Annotated in this window: 23 protein-coding genes; 18 read left to right on the top strand and 5 right to left on the bottom strand. The window is 71.2% G+C overall.

Annotation, left to right across the window (positions count from 1 at the left end; genetic code table 11):
- The first annotated feature begins 66 nt into the window (after positions 1 to 66).
- From AC54T1_RS10210 to AC54T1_RS10180, 7 genes are all read left to right on the top strand, one after another.
- Entirely contained in the window at positions 67 to 1,755 is a 1,689-nt protein-coding gene (locus AC54T1_RS10210; protein ID WP_496911881.1) for an ABC-F family ATP-binding cassette domain-containing protein, read from the top strand.
- Positions 1,756 to 1,773: 18 nt separating this feature from the next.
- A complete protein-coding gene (trhO, locus tag AC54T1_RS10205; RefSeq protein WP_496911880.1) occupies positions 1,774 to 2,706 on the top strand; it encodes an oxygen-dependent tRNA uridine(34) hydroxylase TrhO in 933 nt (310 codons plus the stop codon).
- 258 nt (positions 2,707 to 2,964) lie between these two features.
- Positions 2,965 to 3,408, top strand: coding sequence for a 50S ribosomal protein L13 (gene rplM, locus AC54T1_RS10200; protein WP_484345715.1), 444 nt, complete (start codon positions 2,965 to 2,967; stop codon positions 3,406 to 3,408).
- A 42-nt stretch (positions 3,409 to 3,450) separates the two neighbouring features.
- Positions 3,451 to 3,939: a 30S ribosomal protein S9 gene (gene rpsI, locus AC54T1_RS10195; RefSeq protein ID WP_484345716.1), complete on the top strand. Its 489-nt coding sequence runs from the start codon at positions 3,451 to 3,453 to the stop codon at positions 3,937 to 3,939.
- Positions 3,940 to 4,063: 124 nt separating this feature from the next.
- Positions 4,064 to 5,413, top strand: a complete 1,350-nt coding sequence (glmM, locus tag AC54T1_RS10190) for a phosphoglucosamine mutase (protein ID WP_496911879.1) — start codon at positions 4,064 to 4,066, stop codon at positions 5,411 to 5,413.
- On the top strand, positions 5,410 to 5,994 hold the full coding sequence (locus AC54T1_RS10185) for a peptide deformylase (RefSeq protein ID WP_496911878.1): 585 nt from the start codon (positions 5,410 to 5,412) through the stop codon (positions 5,992 to 5,994). The genes glmM and AC54T1_RS10185 overlap by 4 nt, the downstream gene beginning before the upstream one ends.
- A 206-nt stretch (positions 5,995 to 6,200) precedes the next feature.
- A complete protein-coding gene (locus AC54T1_RS10180) occupies positions 6,201 to 6,899 on the top strand; it encodes a DedA family protein (protein ID WP_484345719.1) in 699 nt (232 codons plus the stop codon).
- On the opposite strand, the gene coaA is transcribed toward AC54T1_RS10180, so the two are convergent.
- A complete protein-coding gene (gene coaA / locus AC54T1_RS10175) occupies positions 6,900 to 7,850 on the bottom strand; it encodes a type I pantothenate kinase (RefSeq protein WP_484345720.1) in 951 nt (316 codons plus the stop codon). It lies immediately after the preceding gene.
- A gap of 52 nt (positions 7,851 to 7,902) precedes the next feature.
- Here coaA and glmS point away from each other — a divergent pair, with 52 nt between their 5' ends.
- Together glmS and AC54T1_RS10165 are read left to right on the top strand one after the other, a co-directional pair.
- A complete protein-coding gene (gene glmS / locus AC54T1_RS10170; RefSeq protein WP_496911877.1) occupies positions 7,903 to 9,768 on the top strand; it encodes a glutamine--fructose-6-phosphate transaminase (isomerizing) in 1,866 nt (621 codons plus the stop codon).
- A gap of 7 nt (positions 9,769 to 9,775) precedes the next feature.
- Positions 9,776 to 10,141, top strand: a complete 366-nt coding sequence (locus AC54T1_RS10165; RefSeq protein WP_484345722.1) for a holo-ACP synthase — start codon at positions 9,776 to 9,778, stop codon at positions 10,139 to 10,141.
- A gap of 92 nt (positions 10,142 to 10,233) precedes the next feature.
- On the opposite strand, the gene AC54T1_RS10160 is transcribed toward AC54T1_RS10165, so the two are convergent.
- Entirely contained in the window at positions 10,234 to 11,220 is a 987-nt protein-coding gene (locus tag AC54T1_RS10160) for an LLM class F420-dependent oxidoreductase (RefSeq protein ID WP_484345723.1), read from the bottom strand.
- Between the two features lie 65 nt (positions 11,221 to 11,285).
- Between AC54T1_RS10160 and AC54T1_RS10155 the strand changes: the two genes are divergently transcribed.
- The 7 genes from AC54T1_RS10155 to tsaD are packed head-to-tail and all read left to right on the top strand — an operon-like array spanning position 11,286 to position 17,592.
- The gene (locus AC54T1_RS10155) at positions 11,286 to 12,839 is read left to right on the top strand and encodes an NAD(P)H-hydrate epimerase (protein ID WP_496911876.1); all 1,554 of its coding nucleotides are present in this window, start codon (positions 11,286 to 11,288) and stop codon (positions 12,837 to 12,839) included.
- A complete protein-coding gene (locus AC54T1_RS10150; protein WP_496911875.1) occupies positions 12,836 to 13,492 on the top strand; it encodes a nucleoside/nucleotide kinase family protein in 657 nt (218 codons plus the stop codon). The genes AC54T1_RS10155 and AC54T1_RS10150 overlap by 4 nt, the downstream gene beginning before the upstream one ends.
- Before the next feature lie 52 nt (positions 13,493 to 13,544).
- Entirely contained in the window at positions 13,545 to 14,822 is a 1,278-nt protein-coding gene (gene alr, locus AC54T1_RS10145; protein WP_496911874.1) for an alanine racemase, read from the top strand.
- Positions 14,819 to 15,358, top strand: a complete 540-nt coding sequence (tsaE, locus tag AC54T1_RS10140) for a tRNA (adenosine(37)-N6)-threonylcarbamoyltransferase complex ATPase subunit type 1 TsaE (protein WP_496911873.1) — start codon at positions 14,819 to 14,821, stop codon at positions 15,356 to 15,358. Before alr ends, tsaE begins: the two co-directional genes overlap by 4 nt.
- A complete protein-coding gene (gene tsaB, locus AC54T1_RS10135; RefSeq protein ID WP_496911872.1) occupies positions 15,346 to 16,062 on the top strand; it encodes a tRNA (adenosine(37)-N6)-threonylcarbamoyltransferase complex dimerization subunit type 1 TsaB in 717 nt (238 codons plus the stop codon). Before tsaE ends, tsaB begins: the two co-directional genes overlap by 13 nt.
- 35 nt (positions 16,063 to 16,097) lie before the next feature.
- Positions 16,098 to 16,538, top strand: coding sequence for a ribosomal protein S18-alanine N-acetyltransferase (rimI, locus tag AC54T1_RS10130; RefSeq protein WP_496911871.1), 441 nt, complete (start codon positions 16,098 to 16,100; stop codon positions 16,536 to 16,538).
- A gap of 10 nt (positions 16,539 to 16,548) precedes the next feature.
- A complete protein-coding gene (gene tsaD, locus AC54T1_RS10125) occupies positions 16,549 to 17,592 on the top strand; it encodes a tRNA (adenosine(37)-N6)-threonylcarbamoyltransferase complex transferase subunit TsaD (protein ID WP_484345730.1) in 1,044 nt (347 codons plus the stop codon).
- Positions 17,593 to 17,607: 15 nt separating this feature from the next.
- On the opposite strand, the gene AC54T1_RS10120 is transcribed toward tsaD, so the two are convergent.
- The 3 genes from AC54T1_RS10120 to AC54T1_RS10110 are packed head-to-tail and all read right to left on the bottom strand — an operon-like array spanning position 17,608 to position 21,120.
- Complete coding sequence (locus AC54T1_RS10120; protein WP_484345756.1) at positions 17,608 to 18,741, bottom strand: glutamate--cysteine ligase; 1,134 nt, start codon at positions 18,739 to 18,741, stop codon at positions 17,608 to 17,610.
- A 2-nt stretch (positions 18,742 to 18,743) separates the two neighbouring features.
- Positions 18,744 to 20,024, bottom strand: coding sequence for a THUMP-like domain-containing protein (locus tag AC54T1_RS10115; RefSeq protein ID WP_484345731.1), 1,281 nt, complete (start codon positions 20,022 to 20,024; stop codon positions 18,744 to 18,746).
- 37 nt (positions 20,025 to 20,061) lie between these two features.
- A complete protein-coding gene (locus AC54T1_RS10110) occupies positions 20,062 to 21,120 on the bottom strand; it encodes an NYN domain-containing protein (protein WP_484345732.1) in 1,059 nt (352 codons plus the stop codon).
- A gap of 1,160 nt (positions 21,121 to 22,280) precedes the next feature.
- Between AC54T1_RS10110 and AC54T1_RS10105 the strand changes: the two genes are divergently transcribed.
- Together AC54T1_RS10105 and AC54T1_RS10100 are read left to right on the top strand one after the other, a co-directional pair.
- Positions 22,281 to 22,775 (top strand): hypothetical protein, encoded by a 495-nt coding sequence (locus AC54T1_RS10105; RefSeq protein ID WP_484345733.1) that lies wholly within the window; start codon positions 22,281 to 22,283, stop codon positions 22,773 to 22,775.
- 72 nt (positions 22,776 to 22,847) lie between these two features.
- Positions 22,848 to 23,325, top strand: a 478-nt coding sequence (locus AC54T1_RS10100; protein WP_496911870.1) for a hypothetical protein, incomplete at its 3' end; no start/stop codon positions are given.

Raw genomic sequence — 23,325 nt, 5'->3', positions numbered from 1 at the left:
CCGCACGGCGAGGGCGTCCCTGGAAAGGGTTCGCCCGGAGACGGGCTCAGACCGCAGACTGGGGCCGTGGGACACATCGACATCAACGAGATCAGCTACCACCTCCCCGACGGTCGTCCGCTCCTCGCGGGCGTCAGCCTGCGGGTGGCCGACGGAGCCAAGGTGGCTCTCGTCGGACCCAACGGGGCCGGCAAGACGACCCTCATGCGGATCGTCGCCGGGGACGTCGAGCCGCACGGGGGGCGGGTGAGCCGCAGCGGTGGTCTCGGTGTCATGCGGCAGTTCGTCGGGCGGGCCGACGACGACCGCAGCGTCCGGGACGCGCTCGTCGACCTGGCACCTGCGGCTGTTCGTGACGCGGGTCTCGAGCTCGCCGCTGCGGAGCTCGCGATGATGACTGCCGAGGACGAGCCGACACAGATGCGCTACGCGCAGGCCCTCGCCGACTGGGCGGACGTGCGGGGGTACGAGGCGGAGAACGACTGGGACCACGTCACGCGCGACGTCCTTTCCGTGCCCTTCGAGCAGGCCCAGTTCCGAGAGCTGCGCACGCTCTCGGGCGGGGAGCAGAAGCGGCTCGTCCTCACCGCACTCCTGCGGGGACCGGAGGAGGTCCTCCTCCTCGACGAGCCTGACAACTACCTCGACGTCCCGACCAAGCGGTGGCTCGAGGAGGAGCTCGCGGCGTCGCCCAAGACGGTGCTGTTCATCAGTCACGACCGAGAGCTGCTGGCTCGCACGGCCACCCAGGTCGCGACCATCGAGCCCGGCGCCGCCGGCGGCTCGATCTGGGTGCACGGGGGAGGGTTCGCGACGTACGCCGCGGCACGCGCCGACCGGATGAGCCGGCTCGAGGAGCTGCGTCGTCGGTGGGACGAGGAGCACGGCAAGCTCAAGGATCTCGTCAACACGCTGAAGAACAAGTCGGCGTTCAACGACGGGCTCGCCAGTCGCTACCAGGCGGCACAGACGCGGCTGCGCAAGTTCGAGGAGGCCGGGCCGCCGGAGGTCGTCGTCCGGGACCAGGACGTCCGGGTACGGCTGACCGGTGGCCGCACGGCCAAGCGGGCCGTGGTGGCGCAGGGGCTGGAGCTCACTGGTCTGATGAAGCCGTTCGACACCGAGATCTGGTTCGGCGACCGGGTCGCGGTGCTCGGATCGAACGGCTCGGGCAAGTCGCACTTCATGCGGTTGCTCGCGGCAGGCGGGTCCCAGGGGCCTGCGGAGGTGCGCGGGCCCGGCGGAGCGCCTGGAGGAGCGGATCCGGTGGCGCACACGGGCGTCGTCACCCTCGGGTCCCGGGTCCGCCCCGGGTGGTTCGCCCAGAACCACGACCACCCGGAGCTCGAGGGGCGCACCCTCCTGGACATCCTGCACCGCGGGGACGGAGCGCGTGAGGGCATGAGCAGGGAGCCGGCGAGCAAGGCGCTCGACCGCTACGAGCTGGCCGGCCAGGCCGAGCAGCGGTTCGAGACGCTGTCCGGCGGGCAGCAGGCACGGTTCCAGATCCTCCTGCTCGAGCTCGGTGGGGCGACGCTGCTGCTGCTGGACGAGCCCACGGACAACCTCGACCTGCACTCCGCAGAGGCGCTCGAGGCCGGCCTCGCCCAGTTCGAGGGGACGGTCGTCGCGGTCACCCACGACCGGTGGTTCGCGCGGGGCTTCGACCGGTTCCTCGTGTTCGGCAGCGACGGCACCGTGCGGCAGACCGACGAGCCGGTGTGGGACTCCGCGCGCGTCGAGCGGGTCCGCTGACGCGAATATCCTGGTCCGATGGCCGTGCACAAGATCGTCCTCTTCTATGCCTTCGCGCCGCTCGCGGACCCGGTCGCAGTCCGACTGTGGCAGACGGCGCTCGCGGAACGGTGGGACCTCACCGGGCGCGTCATCGTCTCGCCGCACGGCATCAACGGCACGCTCGGCGGGACGGTGGAGCACCTCAAGCAGTACGTGAAGACGACGCGTCAGCACCCCGGTTTCGCCGGCATGGACGTCAAGTGGTCCGCCGGCACCGGCTCTGACTTCCCGCGCCTCAGCGTCCGGGTGCGGCCGGAGCTCGTGAGCTTCGGCGCGCCGGACGACCTCCGGGTCGACGCCGACGGGGTCGTCGGTGGCGGTGTCCACCTCTCGCCCCAGGAGGTGGACGCCCTCGTCGCCGAGCGCGGCGGCGACGTCGTGTTCTTCGACGGTCGCAACGCGTTCGAAGCGGCGATCGGCCGCTTCCGTGGGGCGGTCGTCCCCGACGTGGCGACGACCCGGGACTTCGTCGCAGAGCTCGACTCGGGCCGGTACGACGATCTCAAGGACCGACCGGTGGTGACCTACTGCACGGGGGGGATCCGGTGCGAGGTGCTCTCGGCCCTCATGGTCGACCGGGGGTTCACGGAGGTCTACCAGCTCGACGGCGGGATCGTCCGGTATGGCGAGGAGCGGGGATCGGCGGGCCTGTGGGAGGGGTCCCTCTACGTCTTCGACGGACGCATGCACGTCGAGTTCGACGAGGGGAGCGTGCCGTTGGGCGAGTGCGTCGAGTGCGGCGAGCGGACGGCGAAGTACGAGAACTGCAGGTCTCCGTCGTGCACCACGCTCCGGCTGTACTGCGACGCGTGCCGGCACCTGGCCGCGGCGGGCGAGTGCCCGGGGTGCGCTCCTGCAGCGCTCGGCGGGGACCTCAGCGGAACGTCGTCGGCGCGGGCCGGGTTATAATCGTTGCGCGACGTGCTACCTGTCCGTGCCAGCTTCTCGCAGCACCGCCCACGGGAGCCCACGAGGGCCCCGGACGCAGGCTGTGACCTACCCGGTTTTGACCAGCCGGGTACGGAGCGGATATCGTGGCCAGTCGTTGTGCTTCCATACGTGACCGGTGCGCCCACTCGCTAGGTCAGAGACGGAGCCCTCACCGACCTCGCCGGCTGCAGAATCCTGTGCCGGAGAAGACACGAACACGAAACGAAGGCTACGACCGTGCGTACGTACACCCCGAAGCCCGGCGACGTCCAGAGCGACTGGTACGTCATCGACGCGACCGATGTCGTCCTGGGCCGCCTCGCCACCCACGTCGCGACACTGCTCCGTGGCAAGCACAAGGCCACCTTCGCGCCGCACGTCGACGGTGGTGACTTTGTCATCATCATCAACGCGGGCAAGGTCGCCCTGACCGGCAACAAGCGTGAGCAGAAGCTCGCATACACCCACTCCGGTTACCCGGGTGGACTGCGCTCCGTCGCTTACTCCGAGCTGTTGGAGAAGCGCCCTGAGCGAGCTGTGGAGAAGGCCGTCCGCGGCATGCTCCCGAAGACCACCCTCGGCCGCAACCAGCTGGGCAAGCTCAAGGTCTACGCAGGCCCTGAGCACCCCCACGCTGCGCAGCAGCCGAAGCCGTTCGAGATCACCCAGGTCGCTCAGTAGGCCCCGGCCTGCTGCGCAGACATACAAGGACGCGAGGACACCGTGGCCGAGACCACCGTCGACACCGACACGCTGGACGAAGACTCTCCCAGCAGCTACACCTCTGAGACCACCGCCCCCGCGGGCCGTGGCCAGAGCATCACCGCGCCCGCCCAGGCTCTGGGACGCCGCAAGGAAGCGATCGCACGCGTGCGTCTCGTCCCCGGCACCGGGCAGTGGAAGGTCAACGGGCGTTCGCTCGAGGAGTACTTCCCGAACAAGGTGCACCAGCAGCTCGTGAACTCCCCGCTGAAGCTCGTCGACGTCGAGGGGCGCTTCGACGTCATCGCGCGCATCAACGGTGGCGGCACCTCCGGTCAGGCCGGAGCGCTGCGCCTGGGTATCGCCCGTGCTCTCAACGAGATCGACGAGGAGCACAACCGCGCAGCCCTGAAGAAGGCTGGCTTCCTCACCCGCGACGCACGCGTCGTGGAGCGCAAGAAGGCTGGACTCAAGAAGGCACGCAAGGCTCCGCAGTACTCCAAGCGCTGATCCCTGCGCTCAGTGTCGACGGCCCCGATGGTTCGCCATCGGGGCCGTCGGCCGTTGTCATGATCGACGGCGGAGGTCGGCCACCCGCGCGCGACCACGCCTCTCCACGGAGGTTTTGCACACCATGGGACGACTATTCGGCACCGACGGGGTCCGCGGGCTCGCCAACAGGGACGTGACCGCCGAGCTTGCCCTCGACCTCGCCGTTGCGGCAGCACACGTCCTCGGGCAGCAGGGTGAGTTCACCGGGCACCGCCCCAGGGCGGTCGTCGGTCGTGATCCTCGCGCGTCGGGCGAGTTCCTCTCCGCTGCCGTGTGCGCCGGTCTGGCGAGCGCCGGCGTCGACGTCATCGACGTCGGGGTCGTGCCGACGCCGGCGGTCGCCTACCTCACCGGGGACCTCAACCTCGACCTGGGGGTGATGATCTCCGCGTCGCACAACCCGATGGAGGACAACGGGATCAAGTTCTTCAACCGGTCGGGCTTCAAGCTCGACGACGACGTCGAGGACCAGATCGAGGCGCGGCTGCGTGAGGACTGGAACCGACCGACCGGCGCGGACGTCGGCCGCACGACGCAGGACCTCGCCGCTGTCTGGCGGTACGTCGACCACATCGTCTCGACCGTCCCGTACCCGCTGGACGGCCTCAAGGTCGTCGTCGACAGCGCGAACGGCTCCGCGAGCGAGGTGGGCCCGGAGGCGTTGCGCCGGGCCGGGGCCGAGGTCGTCGTCATCGGTTCCTACCCCGACGGGGAGAACATCAACAAGGGCTACGGTGCGACGAGCCCTCGTCGGATGGCAGCGGCCACGGTGGGCCACTGGGCGCACGCGGGCGTCTCGTTCGACGGTGACGCCGACCGGTGCATCGCCGCCGACGAGGACGGGGAGATCGTCGACGGCGACCAGATCATGGGGATCCTCGCGATCGCGCACGCGGAGCGGGGCACCCTCGCGAACGGGACGCTCGTCACGACCGTGATGTCCAACCTCGGGCTCAAGCTCGCCATGGAGCGCTCGGGGATCCGGACCGTCGAGACCAACGTGGGCGACCGCTACGTGCTCGAGGAGATGCGCCGGGGCGGGTACTCCGTCGGAGGCGAGCAGTCGGGCCACGTGCTGCTCACGGACTACGCCACGACCGGGGACGGCGTGCTCACCGCCCTGCACCTGCTCAGCCGCCTCGCCGAGAGCAAGAGGACGATGTCCGCGCTGGCCTCCGGCATCACCCGGCTCCCGCAGGTCATGATCAACGTGGCCGGCGTCGACAAGGCGCGGGCGAGGACGGACGAGGACGTCCTCTCCGCGGTCAAGCACGCCGAGGGGCTGCTGGGGAGCACCGGACGCGTCCTCCTGAGGCCCTCCGGCACGGAGGACCTCGTGCGCGTCATGGTCGAGGCCGCGACACAGCAGCAGGCGGACGACGTCGCGTCCTCGCTCGCCGACGTCGTGCGCGAGCGCCTGGCCCTGCAGTGAGCGGGTTCGTCCGTTCCGCGGTCGAGGCGCTGCTCGGGGCACACCCGACAGGCGTGCTGCCGATCGTCCACGCGGGAGACCCGGTCCTGCGCGCCCCCGCAGAGCCCTACGACGGGCAGCTCGACGACGTGCTCCCCGCACTCCTCGCGGCGATGCGGTCGACGATGCTCGCTGCTCCCGGGGTCGGGCTCGCGGCCCCGCAGATCGGCATCCCCCTCGCGCTCGCGGTCCTGCACGACGTGGGTGCCGCGCCGGGGGGGGAGGAGGACCCGCGCGAGCGCACGCCGCTGGCGCACCGGGTTCTCGTCAATCCCGCCTACGAGGGCGTCGGTGGCGCGCAGCGCTCGTTCTTCGAGGGGTGCCTGAGCGTTCCCGGGTACCAGGCTGTCGTGGCGCGCCACCACACCGTGCGGCTCACGGGGTGGGACGAGACCGGTGCTGCGCTCGACGAGCAGCTCGTCGGCTGGCCCGCGCGGATCGTCCAGCACGAGACCGACCACCTGCGGGGGACCCTCTATCTCGATCGGGCAGACCTGCGCTCGTTGTCGAGCAACGACAACCTGCTCCGGCACGGGGCCTAGGGCCGCCCGGTGCAGACCGCCCTGAGGACGAGGAGCGGCGTCCCTCGTTCATCCCTCCGGGGGAAGTGCTCGGCAGATGCATGATGATGAGATGAGACGCCCCGTCGGGGCCTTCCCCACCAGACCCGTGCCTGGCCTGGTGCCAGGAGCTGTGGGGGGTGCGAGCGATCCGCGCTCGCGATCTGTCGAGAGAGAAGAGGGCCTCGGTGCTGGACGGGCTTGAGGTCTGGGCCGCGGGGTTGGCCGCGTCGCCGTGGATCTTCGTCGTGCTCTTCGTGTTCGTCACGGTCGACGCGATCTTCCCGCCCGTTCCGAGCGAGTCCTTCGTCATCGCCCTCGCTGCGCTCTCGGTGTCGGACGGCAGCCCGAACCTCTGGGTGCTCGGCATCGTCGCGGCCACGGGTGCGTTCACCGGGGACCTCATCGCCTTCTCGGTAGGAAGGCGGCTGGACGTGCGGCAGATGCGACTCATGCGCGGCCGACGGGTGCAGGCGGCGTTCGTGTGGGCGGAGCGGGCCCTGCAGCACCGACCGGCCCCGATCATCATCGCGGCGCGGTACATCCCGGTCGGTCGCGTCGCCGTCAACATCACCGCGGGCACGGTGCAGTACTCACGGGCGAAGTTCACGGGTCTCGCCGGCATCGCGGCGGTCTCGTGGGCGGCGTACTCGACACTCATCGGGGTGGGCGCCGGTGCCTGGCTCGAGCACAGCCCCCTGCTCGCCGTTGCCGTCGGCGTCGCTGGCGGCGTCCTCATCGGGTTCGTCGTCGACTGGGTCCTGGGGCGGATCCTGCGCGGCCGCGCCGCGCGTACCGCGCGACGGGAGGCGCGCGACGAGCTTGCCGTGCCCGCCGAGGACCGTCCCGGCTCGGCCGTCCCGGCCAGCGGACGCGCCGCGTGCTGATCAGAGCTTGCGCAGCCGGACCCGCTGGACGGCGTGGTCCGGCCCCTTGGTGAGGACGAGCGTCGCCCGGCTGCGCGTGGGCAGGATGTTCTCGATGAGGTTCGGTTCGTTGATCGTGTCCCAGATCGACTCGGCCTTCTCGATCGCTTCGTCGTCCGACAGGTCCGCGTACCGGTGGAAGTACGACTCGGGGCGTGCGAACGCCGTCTTGCGCAGCGAGAGAAAACGGTCGACGTACCACTGACGCACGTCCGAGGTCCGCGCGTCCACGTAGATCGAGAAGTCGAAGAAGTCGCTCACCGCGAGGTTCGACGCGCTCTCCGTCGACCGGGCGGGCTGCAGCACGTTGAGTCCCTCGACGATGAGCACGTCGGGCTGGCTGACGACCGTCCGTCGGCCCGGGACGATGTCGTACGTGAGGTGGTCGTACACCGGGGCGCTCACCCGGGCGTGGCCGGCCTTGATCTTCGTGAGGAACCGGATGAGCGCCCGGCGGTCGTAGGACTCGGGAAACCCCTTCCGGTCCATGAGCCCGCGGCGTTGCAGCTCGGCGTTCGGCAGGAGGAACCCGTCCGTGGTGATGAGCTGGACACTGGGGGTGTTGGGCCAGCGAGCCATCATCTCGCGCAGGAGGCGCGCGGTGGTGGACTTCCCGACGGCCACCGATCCGGCGACCCCGATGACGTACGGCGTCCTCCCGGAGTCCTCCCGGAGGAACGTCGACGTCGCGCCGCGGAGGTTCGTCGTGGCCGTGACGTAGAGGTTGAGCAGCCGTGACAGGGGGCGGTAGACGGTGTCGACCTCCGCGAGGTCGATGGGGTCACCGATCCCGCGCAACCGGGCGACGTCGTCGTCGGTCATCGGCAGCGGGGTGGACTCGGAGAGCCGGTACCACGCTGCCCGGTCGAGGTCCACGTAGGGAGTCGCGGGCACGATGTTCGAGTCAACCACTTGTTGATTCTGCCTGATCGCGCGGGCCTCCCCGTCCACTAGACTCACGCCCATGTGTGGAATCGTGGGTTATGTAGGGTCCCAGACCGCGTCGGACCGTCCGCTCGAGGTGATGATCTCCGGTCTCCGGCGCCTGGAGTACCGGGGGTACGACTCTGCGGGGGTCGCGCTCGTCGGGCCGGGCCTCGGCACCGTCGTCAGCGCCAAGAAGGCCGGCAAGCTCGTCAACCTCATGGGGGAGCTCGAGTCGAGCCCTCTCCCGCCGGCGACCGCAGCCATCGGCCACACGCGTTGGGCGACGCACGGCGCCCCCAACGACGTCAACGCCCACCCGCACCTCGCGGACGGTGGACGCCTCGCAGTGATCCACAACGGGATCGTCGAGAACTTCGCCCTCCTCAAGGAGGAGCTCCTCGCCGTGGGCGTGGAGTTCCTGTCGGAGACCGACACGGAGGTCGTCGCACACCTGCTCGCCATCGCGCACGCCGAGACGGGTGACCTCACCGAGGCGATGCGGAGGGTCGTCCAGCGGCTGGACGGCACCTTCACGCTGCTCGCTGTCCACGCCGACAGCCCGGACACGGTCGTCGGCGCACGCCACGACTCACCGCTCGTCGTCGGGCTCGGCGAGGGTGAGAACTTCCTCGGGTCGGACGTCGCCGCCTTCATCGCCTACACGCGTGACGCGCTCGAGCTCGGTCAGGACCAGATCGCGACGATCACGCCTGACGCGGTCGCGGTGACGGACTTCCACGGCAACCCGGTCGAGGCCCGCCGCTTCACCGTGGACTGGGACACGGAGGCGGCGGAGAAGGGCGGCTTCGCGTCCTTCATGGACAAGGAGATCCACGACCAGCCCAAGGCCGTCGCGGACACGCTCCTCGGCCGGACGGACGCGCAGGGCCAGCTCGTCCTCGACGACCTGCGGATCGACGAGGCCGTCCTGCGGTCCATCGACAAGATCGTCGTCATCGCGTGCGGCACTGCCGCGTACTCGGGGCACGTCGCCAAGTACGCGATCGAGCACTGGTGCCGCATCCCGGTCGAGGTCGAGCTCGCGCACGAGTTCCGGTACCGCGACCCGGTCGTCAACTCCAAGACTCTCGTCGTCGCCGTCACGCAGTCCGGCGAGACCATGGACACGCTCATGGCCGTCCGCCACGCCCGCGAGCAGGGCGCGAAGGTCATCTCGATCGTCAACACGCACGGGTCGACGATCCCGCGTGAGTCCGACGCGGTCCTCTACACCCATGCTGGCCCGGAGATCGCGGTCGCGTCGACGAAGGCATTCCTCTCGCAGATCACCGCGGCGTACCTCCTGGGGCTCTACCTGGCCCAGCTGCGGGGCAACAAGTTCCCGGACGAGATCGCCGAGATCCTCGACGACCTGCGCCAGATGCCGGCGAAGATCCAGGAGGTCATCGACCGTGGCGCTCGCGTGCGGGAGATCGCCCGCTGGATGGCCGACACGTCGTCGGTGCTGTTCCTCGGTCGCCACGTGGGGTTCCCGGTGGCGCTCGAGGGCGCGCTCAAGCTCAAGGAGCTCGCGTACATCCACGCCGAGGGCTTCGCGGCCGGCGAGCTCAAGCACGGGCCGATCGCGCTCATCGAGCCGGGCCAGGCCGTGTTCGTCGTCGTCCCGTCCCCCCGGGGGCGGCACTCGCTGCACTCGAAGGTGATCTCGAACATCCAGGAGATCCGTGCACGCGGGGCGCGCACGCTGGTCATCGCGGAGGACGGTGACGAGGCCGTGCGCCCCTACGCCGACGAGGTGTTCTGGGTGCCGGCCTGCCCGACGCTGCTCTCCCCGCTGCTGACGGTCGTGCCGTTGCAGATCTTCGCGTGCGAGCTCGCGACGGCCAAGGGGCTCGATGTGGACCAGCCGCGGAACCTGGCCAAGTCCGTCACGGTGGAGTAGCCCCCTCGTGATCGTCGGGATCGGTGTCGATGTCGTCGAGATCGACCGCTTCGTCGCGGCGCTCGAGCGGACGCCCCGCCTGCTCGAGAAGCTGTTCACGGAGGTGGAGCGCGGCCTCGCGCCCTCGTCCCTGGCCGCGCGCTTCGCGGCCAAGGAAGCTGTCGCGAAGGCGCTCGGCGCCCCGGGGGACCTCCGGTGGCACGACGTGACGATCCCCCGCGAGCCCGGCCGACCGCCCGTGCTGACGACGCGGGGGACCGTGGCGGCGCGGGCGGCGCGGCTCGGGGTCGCCCGGTTCCACCTCAGCCTCTCGCACGACGGTGGCATCGCGACCGCCATGGTCGTCGCCGAGGGCGACGCCCCGGGCAGCTGAGGAGCCGGGGCACACGACGCGAGCGCCCCGGCTGACACAGGACGAGGAGCGCCCGGCGGACCGGGACGCTCCTCGTCGGTGGCAGGTGCGGGTCAGGCGAAGTTGGACGCGACCGTCCGCTCGAACAGCTCGATCCCGCTGCGGTCGTAGGCGGCCTCGGCGAAGTACGTGATCGCGTACGTCATGCCGAGCCCCTCGAGCGCCATGAGCTTCTCGGTGATCTGCTCGGGCGTCCCGACGAGCGGCCCGTCGCGGTATCCCTCGGCCTCACGCTCGGCCTTCGCCGGAACGGTCTTCTTCAGGTGGTCGATGTACCACGCGATGCGGTCCGCGACGTCCTTCTCGGTCTCGCCGATGACGACGTTGTAGTTGGCCGACCGTGTGATGGCACCGAAGTCGCGTCCCACGGCGTCGCAGTGCTCGGCGAGGATCGCGGACTTGCGTGCGAACGTCTCCTCCGAGCCGTCGAAGTTCGTGTACTGCGCGTACTTCGCCGCGATCTTCAGGGTCTTGCGCTCTCCGCCCCCCGCGATCCACAGCGGCGGTCCGCCGTCCTGGAGGGGGAGCGGGTAGCAGCGGGCGCCGTCGACCTGGTAGTGCTTGCCGTCGAACGTCGCGGAGCCCTCCGACCACATCTGGCGCATGATCTGCACGCCCTCGTCGAGCATGGCGAGCCGCTCGCCGGCGCCGGGGAATCCGTAGCCGTAGGCGCGCCACTCGTGCTCGTACCAGCCGGCGCCGATGCCCATCTGGGCGCGGCCGCCGCTGACGATGTCGACGGTGGCGGCGACCTTCGCGAGGTACGCGGGGTTGCGGTACGACATGCAGGTGCACATCTGACCGAGCTTCACGCGGCTGCTCGCGGCGGCGAAGGCTGCCATGAGGGTCCACGCCTCGTGCGTGGCCTCCTGGGTGGGCTCGGGGACCGTGTGGAAGTGGTCGTAGACCCACACGGAGTCGAAGGTGGTGCCGGTGTCGGCGTGCTGGAGAAGTCCGTTCATGGTCGACCAGTGGTCAGCGGCGTCGATGCCGGTGAGGTCCTGGCGCCAGCCCTGTGGGATGAAGAGTCCGAATCGCATGGCCAGATCCTACGGTGGCGACCCGGCCCGCGCGGGTCGAGCCGCGTCGCGGCATGATGACAGACATGATCGACGCCTACGACGCCCGTGCAGTCCGTGACGCGGAGGCGCCCCTGCTGGCCGCGGGGGAGGACCTCATGGGCCGGGCGGCGTTCGGCCTGGCCGCGGCCGTCGTGCGGGTGCTGCGCGAGCGGCGCGGACGCCTCGCGGGCAGCCGTGTCCTCGCGCTCGTCGGGCCCGGCAACAACGGTGGGGACACGCTCCACGCGGCCGCGGCCCTCGCGCGACGGGGCGTGGCCGTCACGGCGCTGCTGGCCGGGGACCACGTGCACGACGCCGGTCTGGCGGCACTGAGGAAGACGAGCGCGCGCTGGGCGGTGTCCGCGGACAGCGACGTCGGTGGGCTCGCCTCGGGGTGCGACGTCGTGCTCGACGGCCTCCTCGGGATCGGTGCGAGCGGCGGGTTGCGGGACCGTGCTCGGGACGTCGTGGAGAGGGTCGCGGCGGTTCTCGACGGGGACGGGCCGCGCCCAGCCGTCGTCGCTGTCGACGTCCCCAGCGGCGTCGGGGTGGACGACGGTACGGTGCCGGGTCCTGTGCTGCGGGCCGACGTCACGGTGACGTTCGGCGCGTGGAAGCCTGCGCTCCTTCTCCCACCGGCGGCCGCCCTCGCGGGCCGGGTGGAGGTCGTGGACATCGGACTGGACCTCACCCGCGCCCGCCCCGTCGTCCGGCGGCTGGAACCAGCCGACCTCGTGGACCTCGGTCTGCTCCGCGCCCCGGACGCCGCAGACCACAAGTACACCCGCGGGGTGCTGGGTGTCGTCGCGGGGACCGCGCAGTTCCCGGGTGCCGCGGTCCTCACGGTGAGCGGGGCGGTCCGGACCGGGGTGGGGATGGTCCGCTACCTCGGCCCACGGGAGGTCGCGGACGCCGTCATCGCCCTGCGGCCCGAGGCCGTGCCGGCACCCGGCAGGGTGCAGGCATGGGCCGTGGGTCCGGGTATCGCGTCGGCGCCCGCCGTCACGGACGAGGCGGTCCACGCCCAGCAGCACAGGATCCGCCGCCTGCTGGCCCGGGTCGTGGGGGACGAGGGCGCCGAGACCGAGACCGCCCGGGTCCCCGTCGTCGTCGATGCCGGCGCTCTCGCGCTGATCCCCCCGCACTGCCCGCCGTGGGTCGTGCTCACTCCGCACGCGGGCGAGCTGGGCGAGCTGCTGCGGGCTCGCGGCGAGACGGTCGAGCGCAGCGACGTGGAGGCCGCCCCCCTGCGGTGGGCGCGGCGCGCGCACGAGCTCACCGGCGCGACCGTGCTGCTCAAGGGACCGGTGACCGTCGTCGTCGGGCACGGGGTGGCGTTCGCTCAGGCCGACGGCCCGGCGTGGCTCGCGACGGCCGGGGCGGGGGACGTCCTCGCGGGGATCCTCGGCGCGCTGCTCGCCGCGCGCTCGACCGCCACGCTCAAGGATGCCGTGCTCCCGGCGCGCCTTGCGGCGGCTGCTGCGCTCCTGCACGGCTCGGCGGCTCGACGCGCGAACCCTGGTGGACCCGTCGCGGCGCTGGACGTGGCGGACGCCGTGCCGGGCACCGTCGCAGCCCTCCTCGCCGGACACGCATGACCGCCTCGGAAGCAGGCAGGTGGACGGACTGGACGACCCGGGACGCGCACGTCGCGCGGATCGGCCGGCTGCTGGACCAGGAGCCCGGGGGCCGGATCGTGCTCGGCGTGGCGGGACCGCCGGGAGCGGGAAAGTCGACCCTCGCAGCCGAGGTCGTGCGCACCCTGCGGTCCGTGGGCATCGGCGCCGTGTGCGTGCCGATGGACGGCTTCCACCTCGCGCAGTGCGAGCTGGAGCGCCTGGGCCGGGCGGACCGCAAGGGTGCGCCGGACACGTTCGACGTCGCCGGGTACGTCGCGCTGCTCGCCCGGCTCCGCGACCGCACGACGACCGTGTGGGCGCCGGAGTTCCGCCGTGAGATCGAGGAGCCCGTCGCGGGCGCGATCCCCGTCGTGCCCGAGGTGCAGGTGGTCGTCACCGAGGGCAACTACCTCCTCGTGGACGGCCCCTGGGCGGACGTGCGCTCGCACCTCGACGAGACCTGGTTCGTGCGCGTCGACGACGCCGTCCGGCGGGACCGCCTCGTCGCGCGGCACGTGCTCCACGGTCGGGCTCCGGAGGCCGCCCGTGCGTGGGCCCTCGGGACGGACGAGGCCAACGCGCGCCTCGTCGCGGCGACCGCGCACCGGGCCGACCTCGTCGTCGACGTGTGAGTGCGCCCAGCGATGTCGTCCGGCGCCTGTGGCGGGGCGACAATAGGAAGCTATGAGCGCTCTTCCCGTCGTGACCGCACCGAGCCGTACGGTCACAGCGTCGTACCCGTCCCGCGCGGTCGTCGACCTCGAGGCGGTCCGGTCCAACGTGCGGACCCTCGTCGCCGCTGCGGCCCGTCCAGCAGGTGGGGCCGAGGTCATGGCCGTGGTCAAGGCCGACGCCTACGGGCACGGGCTCGTGCCGTGCGCGCGGGCCGCGCTCGAGGCCGGTGCCCGGTGGCTCGGCGCCGCCCAGGTGCCGGAGGCGCTTGCCCTGCGTGCCGCGGGCGTGGGGGGCCGCATCCTCACGTGGCTGTACGCCCCCGGCGCCCCGCTCGCCGAGGCCCTCACCGCCGACATCGACATCTCGGTGGCGTCGCCCGAGGCGCTCGCCGAGGTGCTCGCCGCAGCCATCGCCACCGGCCGGGTCGCGCGCATCCACGTCAAGGTCGACACCGGCCTCGGACGCAACGGCGTCACGACGGACGCGCTGCCGGGAGTGCTCCGCACGGCCGTGGCCGCGCAGGCCGACGGGCTCGCGGAGGTCGTGGGGATCTGGTCGCACCTCGCCTTCGCGGACGAGCCCGCCCACCCGACCGTGCTCGCGCAGGCGACGGTGTTCGACGACGCCGTCCGCCTCGCCGAGGACGCCGGCGCGCACCTCGAGGTCCGTCACCTCGCGAACTCCGCCGCGACGCTCACGAACCCGCGGATGCACTACGACCTCGTCCGGCCCGGGCTGGCCGTGTACGGCCTGTCGCCGGTCCCGCACCTCGGGGGACCGGCCGATCTCGGGCTGGTGCCCGCGATGACGCTCGAGGCCTCGCTCGCGACCGTCAAGCAGGTCCCGGCATCGACGGGAGTGTCCTACGCGCACGCCTACACGACGACGGGTCCCACGACCCTCGGCGTCGTCCCGCTCGGGTACGCCGACGGGATCCCGCGGCACGCCTCAGGATCCCTCCCGGAGCACCCGGGCGGTCCCGTGCTCGTCGGCAGCGGACCGTCCCGGCGGACGCTCCACGTGGCGGGACGGGTCTGCATGGACCAGTTCGTCGTCGATCTCGGTGCCGACGCCAGCGAGCGTGCGGGCGACACGGTGGTGCTCTTCGGCACCGGTGCCAACGGCGGACCGACGGCCGAGGACTGGGCGCGGGCGGCCGACACGATCAGCTACGAGATCACGACCCGCCTCGGCGCCCGTGTCCCGCGCACCTACCGCAACGACTCGCCACCGACGACCTCCCCGGGACCCACGAGCCCGGCCGACAGCCCCAGGACACACCCGTGACCACGTCTGAGCTCTCACCCCTCACTCTCGCGCTGCCCGATGCCGAGGCGACCCGAGCCCTCGGGCGCGCCCTCGCGCAGGAGCTGCGGGCGGGAGACCTCGTCATGCTCACCGGAGACCTGGGCGCGGGCAAGACGACCCTCACCCAGGGCATCGGCGCAGGGCTCGACGTGCGCGGTCAGGTCGCGTCCCCCACCTTCGTCATCGCGCGGGTGCACCCCCCGCTGGGCGCCGGACCCGCGCTCGTGCACGTCGACGCCTACCGGCTGGGGTCGCTCGACGAGGTCGACGCGTTGGATCTCGATGCGAGCCTCGAGGAGTCCGTCACCGTCGTCGAGTGGGGGTCGGGTCTCGTGGAGTCGCTCGCCGGTGATCGGCTCGAGGTCACGATCGAGCGGCCCCGCGGGGGAGTCGGCGCCGAGGGGGCTGACGACCTCACCGACGCGGAGGTGGGAGTGCGCCGCGTGACCGTCCGGGCCTTCGGGAGTCGGTGGACACCCGACCACCTCAGTAGGCTGGCCCGGTGGCAGTCCTAGCTCTCGATACCTCCGCCGCCGTCTCGGTGGCTCTGCTCGACGACGACGGGGCCGTGCTCGCGGCCCGACAGGTCGTCGAGCAGCGCCGGCACGCCGAGCTCCTCACCCCGATGATCGACGAGGTCCTCTCCGAGGCGGGGCTGGCCCCGCCCGCCCTGCGCGCCGTCGTCGTCGGCACGGGTCCCGCGCCGTTCACGGGGTTGCGGGTCGGCCTCGTCACGGCCGAGGTCCTCGGCTTCGCGCTCGGCATCCCCGTGCACGGCGTCTCGAGCCTCGATGCCGTCGCGTCGGCCGCAGCGCTCCGTCTGGACGTCCCGGCCGGTTCCGACGTGCTCGTCGTGACCGACGCGCGTCGCCGTGAGGTGTACTACGCCCGCTACCGGGTGGGTGGGGCCCTGCCGAACGGGGACGGCGCGCCGGGAGCGGTGGCGCTCGAGCTCGTCGCCGGCCCCGGTGTCGCGGCACCCGCTGACGTCGTCGCACAGGGGCTCGCCGCCGGCGCCGTGGTCGTCGGTCCGGCGACCGCGCTCTACCCGGAGCTCCTGCCGCCCACGGACGGCGCGCCGAGCCTGCCGGACCCCGCGCACCTCGCCCGGATCGCTCTCGCACGGGCCGCAGCGGGCGAGGCCCTGCCGACAGAGCCCTTGTACCTGCGCCGCCCCGACGCGCAGGAGCCTGCGGCGCGCAAGCGGGCCACCGGATGACGGCTGGCGCTCGCAGCCACGAAACCCTGCGACCGATGCAGGCCGCGGACCTCGAGCGCATCGCGGAGCTCGAGGTCGAGCTCTTCGGTCCCAGTGCCTGGACCCCGGGCATGCTCCGGGAGGAGCTCGCCGGGCCGGGCCGCTGGTACGTCGTCGCGGTGGCCGAGGATCGTGTCGTCGGATACACCGGACTGTGGTTCGACGGGGAGGTCGCCCAGGTCATGACCCTCGGCGTCGACCCGGCGGTCCAGCGGGGCGGGACGGGCCGACAGCTCCTCGCCGCGCTCGTCGCGCGGTCGGTCGAGCTCGGTGCGACGGCGGTGCTCCTCGAGGTCGCGGTGGACAACGTGCCGGCGATCGCGCTCTACGAGCGCACCGGGTTCGAGCGGATCGGGGTGCGCAAGCGGTACTACCAGCCCGAGGACACCGACGCGTACGTCATGCGGCTCGTCCTCGGCGGACCTGGCGTGGCTTAATCTAGGAGGCATGTCCGCGCCCCTCGTCCTCGGCATCGAAAGCTCCTGCGACGAGACGGGGGTCGCCCTCGTCCGTGGGAACGAGCTCCTCAGCGACGAGGTCGCCAGCTCGGTCGACGAGCACGCGCGGTTCGGCGGGATCATCCCCGAGGTCGCGTCGCGTGCCCACCTCGAGGCCATGGTCCCGACCCTGCGCCGGGCCCTCGCCGCCGCCGACGTGGACCTCAGCGAGATCGACGCGGTCGCGGTCACCGCCGGCCCGGGCCTCGTGGGTCCGCTCACCGTGGGGGCGTCCGCTGCGAAGGCCCTCGCGGTCGCGCTGAACAAGCCCTTGCACGGCGTCAACCATGTTGTGGGGCACGCGGCGGTCGACCAGCTCGTGCATGGCGAGTTCCCCGAGCGGTTCCTGTCGCTCGTGGTCTCCGGCGGGCACTCCTCGCTCCTGCTCGTCGACGACATCGCGACGCGCGTCACGGAGCTGGGTTCCACGCTCGACGACGCCGCAGGCGAGGCGTTCGACAAGGTGGGCCGGCTCCTCGGCCTGCCCTACCCGGGCGGCCCGCACGTCGACCGGTTGGCCCGGGAGGGTGACCCGCGGGCGATCCGGTTCCCCCGGGGGTTGACGGCCGCGAAGGACCAGGCGCGTCACCAGGACGACTTCTCGTTCTCCGGCCTCAAGACGGCCGTGGCCCGCTGGATCGAGGCGCGTACCGACAGCGGCGAGCCCATCCCGCTCGCGGACGTCGCGGCGTCGTTCGCGGACGCCGTCGCCGACGTGCTCACCGCCAAGACGATCGCTGCGTGCCGCCGGCACGACGTCGACACGCTCGTCATCGGTGGCGGCTTCTCCGCGAACTCCCAGCTGCGCACCCTGGCCGCCGAGCGGTGCGCGGAGGCGGGCATCACGCTGCGGATCCCGCCCATCCGGTACTGCACCGACAACGGGGCGATGATCGCGGCCCTGGGGTCCGCCGTGGTCGCGGCCGGGGTCGCCCCGTCACGGCTGGACATCCCGGTGGACTCGTCGATGCCGCTGACGACCGTGACGGTCTGACCTGCTGGTCCCGTCCTACAAGGGCCTGCCGGCGCGCATCTCGGCGACGAGGGAGTCGACGACAGCGTCGAGGTCGCCGCCGTTGCGCCGGGCCACCGCGCGCTGACGCTGGTATCCCGCGCCCTTGCGCATGATCGTGCGGATCCCGTCCAGCTCCGCGGAGCAGCCGAGGCGTTCCGCGACGGGCTCGAGCTCGACGAGCAGCCGCGAGAGGGAGTCGGTGACGAGCTCCTCGTCGCCACGGGCATTGGTGATGACGATCGCGTCCATGCCGTACCGCGCCGACCGCCACTTGTTCTCCTGCGCGAACCACGGCGGGATCGTCAGCAGGGTCTCCCCGCGGTCGAGGAGTGTGGAGAGGTGCTCGACGAGGCAGTGGTTGAGCGCCGCGAGCGCGAGGACCTCGGTGATGTTCGAGGCGCCGTCGCAGATGCGGGTCTCGAGGGTGCCGAACCTGGGGGAGGGGCGCAGGTCCCACCGGACCTCGTCGAACTGGTCGATGACACCGGTGTGCAGCATGTCCGCGACGTACCCCTCGAGCTGCTCCCACTGCTCGAACTGGAAGCCGAGGCCGGCGGTGGGCAGCTGCTGGAACATCAGGGCGCGGTTCGAGGCGTACCCGGTGTCCTTGCCGCCCCAGAACGGGCTCGACGCCGACAACGACTGCAGGTGGCCGAAGTACCCGAGCATCGCGCGGGAGATCGGCAGCACCTTGTCCCGGTCCTCGATGCCGACGTGGACGTGCACCCCGTAGATGAGCATCTGCCGCCCCCACCACTGGGTGCGGTCGATGAGGGTCGCGTACCGCTCCTTGTCCGTGACCTTCTGCTGCGCCCACCGGGCGGAGGGGTGCGTCCCGGAGGACATGAGCTCCACGCGGAGCGGGTCGGTGATCGTGCGGATCTCGGCGATGCTGCGCTCGAGGTCGTCCCCGGCCTCGCGGACCGTGCGGCACACGCCCGAGACGATCTCGACGGTGTTGAGGAGGAGCTCCTGGCGGATGTGCGGGTGCTGCGTGCCGTCGGGGGAGACGGCGTCGAGGACGGTCTGGGCGACCTGGCGGAGGTCGCCGGAGTCCTTGTCGACGAGTGCGAGCTCCCACTCGACGCCGAGCGTCGAGCGCTCGGAGCGGGCGAAGGGCAGGTGCATGGTCATTCCGTTCCGGTCGACGGGAGCTGGTCCCCGCGTACGGGGTCCGTGCGCTCGAGCGGCTCGACGACGAGGATCTGCTGGGATCCTGCGACGCGCGTGAGAACGATCGTCGCCTCGTTCGGGCCCTTGAGCGAGAGCTGGCTGCGGAGGGACTCGGGCGTGACCGCGGTGCCACGCTTCTTGATCGTCACCCGGCCGACGCCGCGCTCGCGCAGGTACGCGCGCACGCGCTTGAGCCCGAACGGCATGGTGTCGAGGACCCGGTACCCGGTGCCGAGGGGGACGGCGCCGTGCCAGTCGACCGGTGCGTCGGTCGTGATGTACGCGATGGTGCGGTCCAGCAGACGGCCGGCGAGCGCGCGTGAGGCGTCCGCGACGAGGCCGGCGCGGATGACGGCGCCGTCGGGCTCGTAGAGGTAACCGCCGATCCCACGGACGTCGGCGACGGCGTCGGGGGCGTCGTCGAGACCATCGCCACGGAACGTCCGGGAGGACGTCCGACCGCCCTCCTCGGTGAGCAGCAACGCTGTGCGGCCGTGGTCCGGGGCGAGCGGACCGAACCACAGCCCTGCCTCGACCACGTCGCCGTCCACGGACACCCACTGCGCCTCGCAGTCCTCGGGCAGGCCGTTGTGGGAGATCCCCGGGCCCACCTTGATGCCGACGGCGGGGACGGCCGAGCGCAGCGCCCACACGTCGTCGAGCGCTGGTGCGTAGGCCTTGGGGTCGACGATCCGCTTGCCGGAGCGCGTGCGCCGCGCGGGGTCCGCGTAGATCCCCGACGTCGGCCCGGTGAAGCCCTCCGCCGCGAGGTCGAGCGCGAGGCCGTCCCCGAACCGGACGGTCGCCTCGGGGAAGGACCGGAGGTTGACCGTGGCGACCGCGGCCGTGACCTCGTCGATCTCCGTCGCGAGGACGGTCAGTCCCATGCCGGCGAACGCCATGGCGTCGGCGCCGACACCGCACGTGAGGTCGACGACGCGGTCGATCCCGGCGGCGACGTAGCGCTGGGCGTGGTGGGCGGCGACGACGAGCCGGGTCGCCTGCTCGAGGCCCGCGGGTGTGAAGAGCATCCCGTCGGAGAACTCGCCGAACTTCGCTCGCGCCTTGTCGCGCAGGCGCGACTGGGTGAGCGCGAGCGACACGAGCTCCGGGTCGAAGCCCTTCGCACGCAGACGCTCGGAGAGAACCATCGCGAGCTTCTCGTCGTACGGCGGGAGCGCGTTGAGCAGGGCCCAGCCGTCCGGGTCGAGCAGCTTGGCGAGCGCGGCAGCATCCATGCCGTGATCCTTTCACGGCATGGATGCTGTGCCCGGCCTACGGCAGGAACGCGGCGCGGAGCTTGACCTTGCGGACGTTGCCCGACTCGTCGACCTCGACGAACGAGCCACGGGACCGCAGGAAGTCGGTGAACGTGCGGTACCCGAGGGCCTTCTCGTTGAAGGTCGGGTCCATGCGCAGCATGTGGTTCTTCACGGCGCCCGTCTGCAGCCACTCCGCATCGTCCTTGGCGTGGCCCAGGCGCAGGGCGCGGACGAGCAGGCCGCTGGGGCCCTTGCGGGGGACCACGACGCCGGACTCGTCGTCCTCGTCCTCGCCGTCGGGCCCGTCCGGGTCCGTGGTGGTCGCGGAGAGGGCGAGGTCCGCCCCCGCGGCGGTCGCCCCGGTGCTGGCGCCGTCGGCGGCATCCGGGGTCGTCGGGGGGCCTTCTGCCCGCGCCGCAGCGCGGGCAGACCCACGGCGCGTGCGCGCGGGACGCTCGGCGACGGGCTCGGGCGTCTCCTCGACGACAGGCTCGTCCTCCGCGGTGCCGGGCAGCGCGTCGTAGTCCATGAACGCGTCGCACGCGGCGGCGAGCGACGCGCTCGTCGCACCCGCGACACCGATCCCGACGACGTACCGCCCGAGGCGCTTGCTGCGCTGGGCGAGCGCGATGTAGTCCGAGTCACCGGCGACGATGACGACGTGGGTGAGGTCGGGGACCCGGAAGAGATCCTCGACGACGTCGATCGCGAGGCGGATGTCCGCGCCGTTCTTCATGGACGCAACAGTGGGGAACAGCTGCGTGAGGTCGACGGCTCGGTCGACGAGCTGCGAGCGGTAGCTCGCGTTGATCGGCACGGACCAGTCGGCGTACGCCCGGCTGATCGCCACGGTGCCGAGCGACGACGCGAAGTCGAGGACGGCGTCGATGTCGACCTTCGCCTCCAGTGCGCGCTGGCGGACGTCCGCCGCGGTGTCCGGCGGCTGCACGGCAAGGTTCTTCGCCTTGTGCTTGTGGAACGCCCCCCGACCATGGACCTGGTCGTAGCGGGAGATGATGATGTTGTCGAAGTCGATGTAGACCGCCACACGGGCGTCTGCGGGTTCGGGCATGCGGGTCTCGTCTCGTCTGCGTGCGCTGCGGGTGCTGCACACGGGGGTACGGGCGTCTGTCTCTGCTGCGAGCCTACGGGTCGGGGAATGCGACGCGGTGCGTAGCCCGGTGCGCGCACTTCGAGGGCGGGCGGCTCCGGAGGTCTCGGTCGAAGCTCGCCGTGCCCGAGGCGGTCGTGCAGAGCGACGTCTGACGTGAGGTCCTTTGGCACTCGCCTTGACCGAGTGGATTTCCGGGGTCTGGAGGGTCAGCCGCGGTTTCGTGCGGATGTGAATTGGTGCATATGGTGCGCGACGTGACTCCCGTGCACCTGCGGGGGGACACATGGGGGACACGAAGCCCTGCCAGAGAAGCGGTGCCGCGGCGGCGGTCGGTACCGTGACCAGATGGCAGGCGAGGCACCCTCAGGACCGTGGCGATGCGACGGCTGCGGCCAGCTGATCACGTCGCCCGACGATGCCCTAGTGCTCTGGCCCGGTGACGACCCAGCCTGGGCCTCTGCCTACCGGATCGTGCACATGGCGGATCTTGCGACGGAGCTTGACTGCTTGCCGAGTGGTCCTTGGGCCGGGGCCACGTATGTCGAGTCGCTGAGCGGGCTGCTCGCGTCGACCGACTGAGAATCGCCGTTCGGAGCTCGGAGCTCGGCACTCGGCGCTCCTCGGGTCTCTGGCTCCGGAGCCGGGAGCCGGTTCCTAGTCGTTGATCTCCTCAAGCGCGTTGTCGTAAAGCGCCCCGACCTCGTGCTGACGATGGTGGCGGTCGAGGCAGATGAGTCGCTTGCCGGACCTTGCGCGGAGACGCTCGAAGACTGCGCGCGCTCTGCTCCTGGCCGATTCGAGGTGAGCTCGGAAACACGCTTGAGGTGCTCGGGGACGAAGCGGAGTCATGAGGCGCCCCCGGACGCCATCGTCGCCATGAGGCACGGCCAAGCGTGGCCGTAGTCGGGAAACCTTGGTTCGTCGGCCTATGCCTGGACCAGGAGTAGCTCCAAGCTGCGATGGGAGGTGGCGCGTGTTGCACAACAAGCAGGCCGCGGTTCGCTAGCAGGGCAACCGCGGCGCCATCCGGCCGTCGCCAGAAGGAGTGGTTCGAGAGCTTGTTCACCAGTGTTGGGCTAGATTCTTCTCAGGCGCAATGTTCATAGGGGAGGACCAGCGTGCGACGCTCTGGAACCGTCAATATCGAGCCCGACCACCGGATGATCTACATCGGCGCAACTGAGGGGGTGATGTCCGACGATGAACCGGACTTCACCTGGAGTGAGAACGGCCTCGTGGCAACAGGCCCCAAGAGGGAGGCGGCCTGGCTCCGAACGGGAATCTTCATGGGCAGCGTGTCCGTCGAGTACCACAGCGGCCCTGAGCCGGAGCCGCTCGACGTCGGCGAGTGGGATGACGTTGCGCAGATCGTCCTTGAGAATCCGCCTTCGGAGTTCGGCGCTAGGAGCCCCTTTGGCGGACCGGACACTGGCGACATCTCGCCCGGTCCTGGTCCCCTCGTTGTGAGAATTGCTGCCAAGGGGCGCGATACCGACCCTGGTGGCGTCGGGCCGGAAGAGGGCATGCCCATATTCGAGTTCTACCGCTTGGACGTTTGGCCGAAGCGCCCCGCCGATGCTGATGCGGTACTGCGTCTTCACGGCGCGAGTTAGACCCGCTACTCTTCGACTGCTATGTCCCATTTAACGGGTCTGTGAAGCAGGCCGTGCCGTCGAGGAGCTTCCATGAAACGAGTGAGCGCGATAGTCGCCGCATCGCTCTTGATCCTGTCTGCCGCACCAGCCCAAGGCATCGTATCGGCGTCAGAGGCATCGCGATCAGTCACGCCCCAGCCGTATGCTCCCGTGCCGTCTTCGGCGGTGACGGAGAGCGACGTTGAGCCGATGTTGCTTGAGTCACCGGTCGGCACGACGTTTGACGCCCTCCCCGTTGAAGTTCAGAACGCACTAGTGAGCAACGGGATGACAGAGGCTGAATTCGACGGTCAGGCGGCGCCCGCCGCCGATGTCGTCGTCACGGACGACATGATCCTGGCCGCCGGTCCATGCGAACTTTCGGTAGGTGACGTACTCACGGTTCGGCTAGAAGAGTGCCGCATAGCGAATGGTTTGCCTCCGTTGCCTGCGCCGGACCCGAATGCTGTGCAGCCGCAGCCTGTGCCGGACCCGAATGCTGTGCAGCCGCAGCCTGTGCCGGACCCGA

Source organism: Sanguibacter sp. Z41_6 (assembly GCF_059621145.1).
Note: the sequence above shows the minus strand (reverse complement) of the source record. Positions and strands in the feature narration are given on the sequence as shown.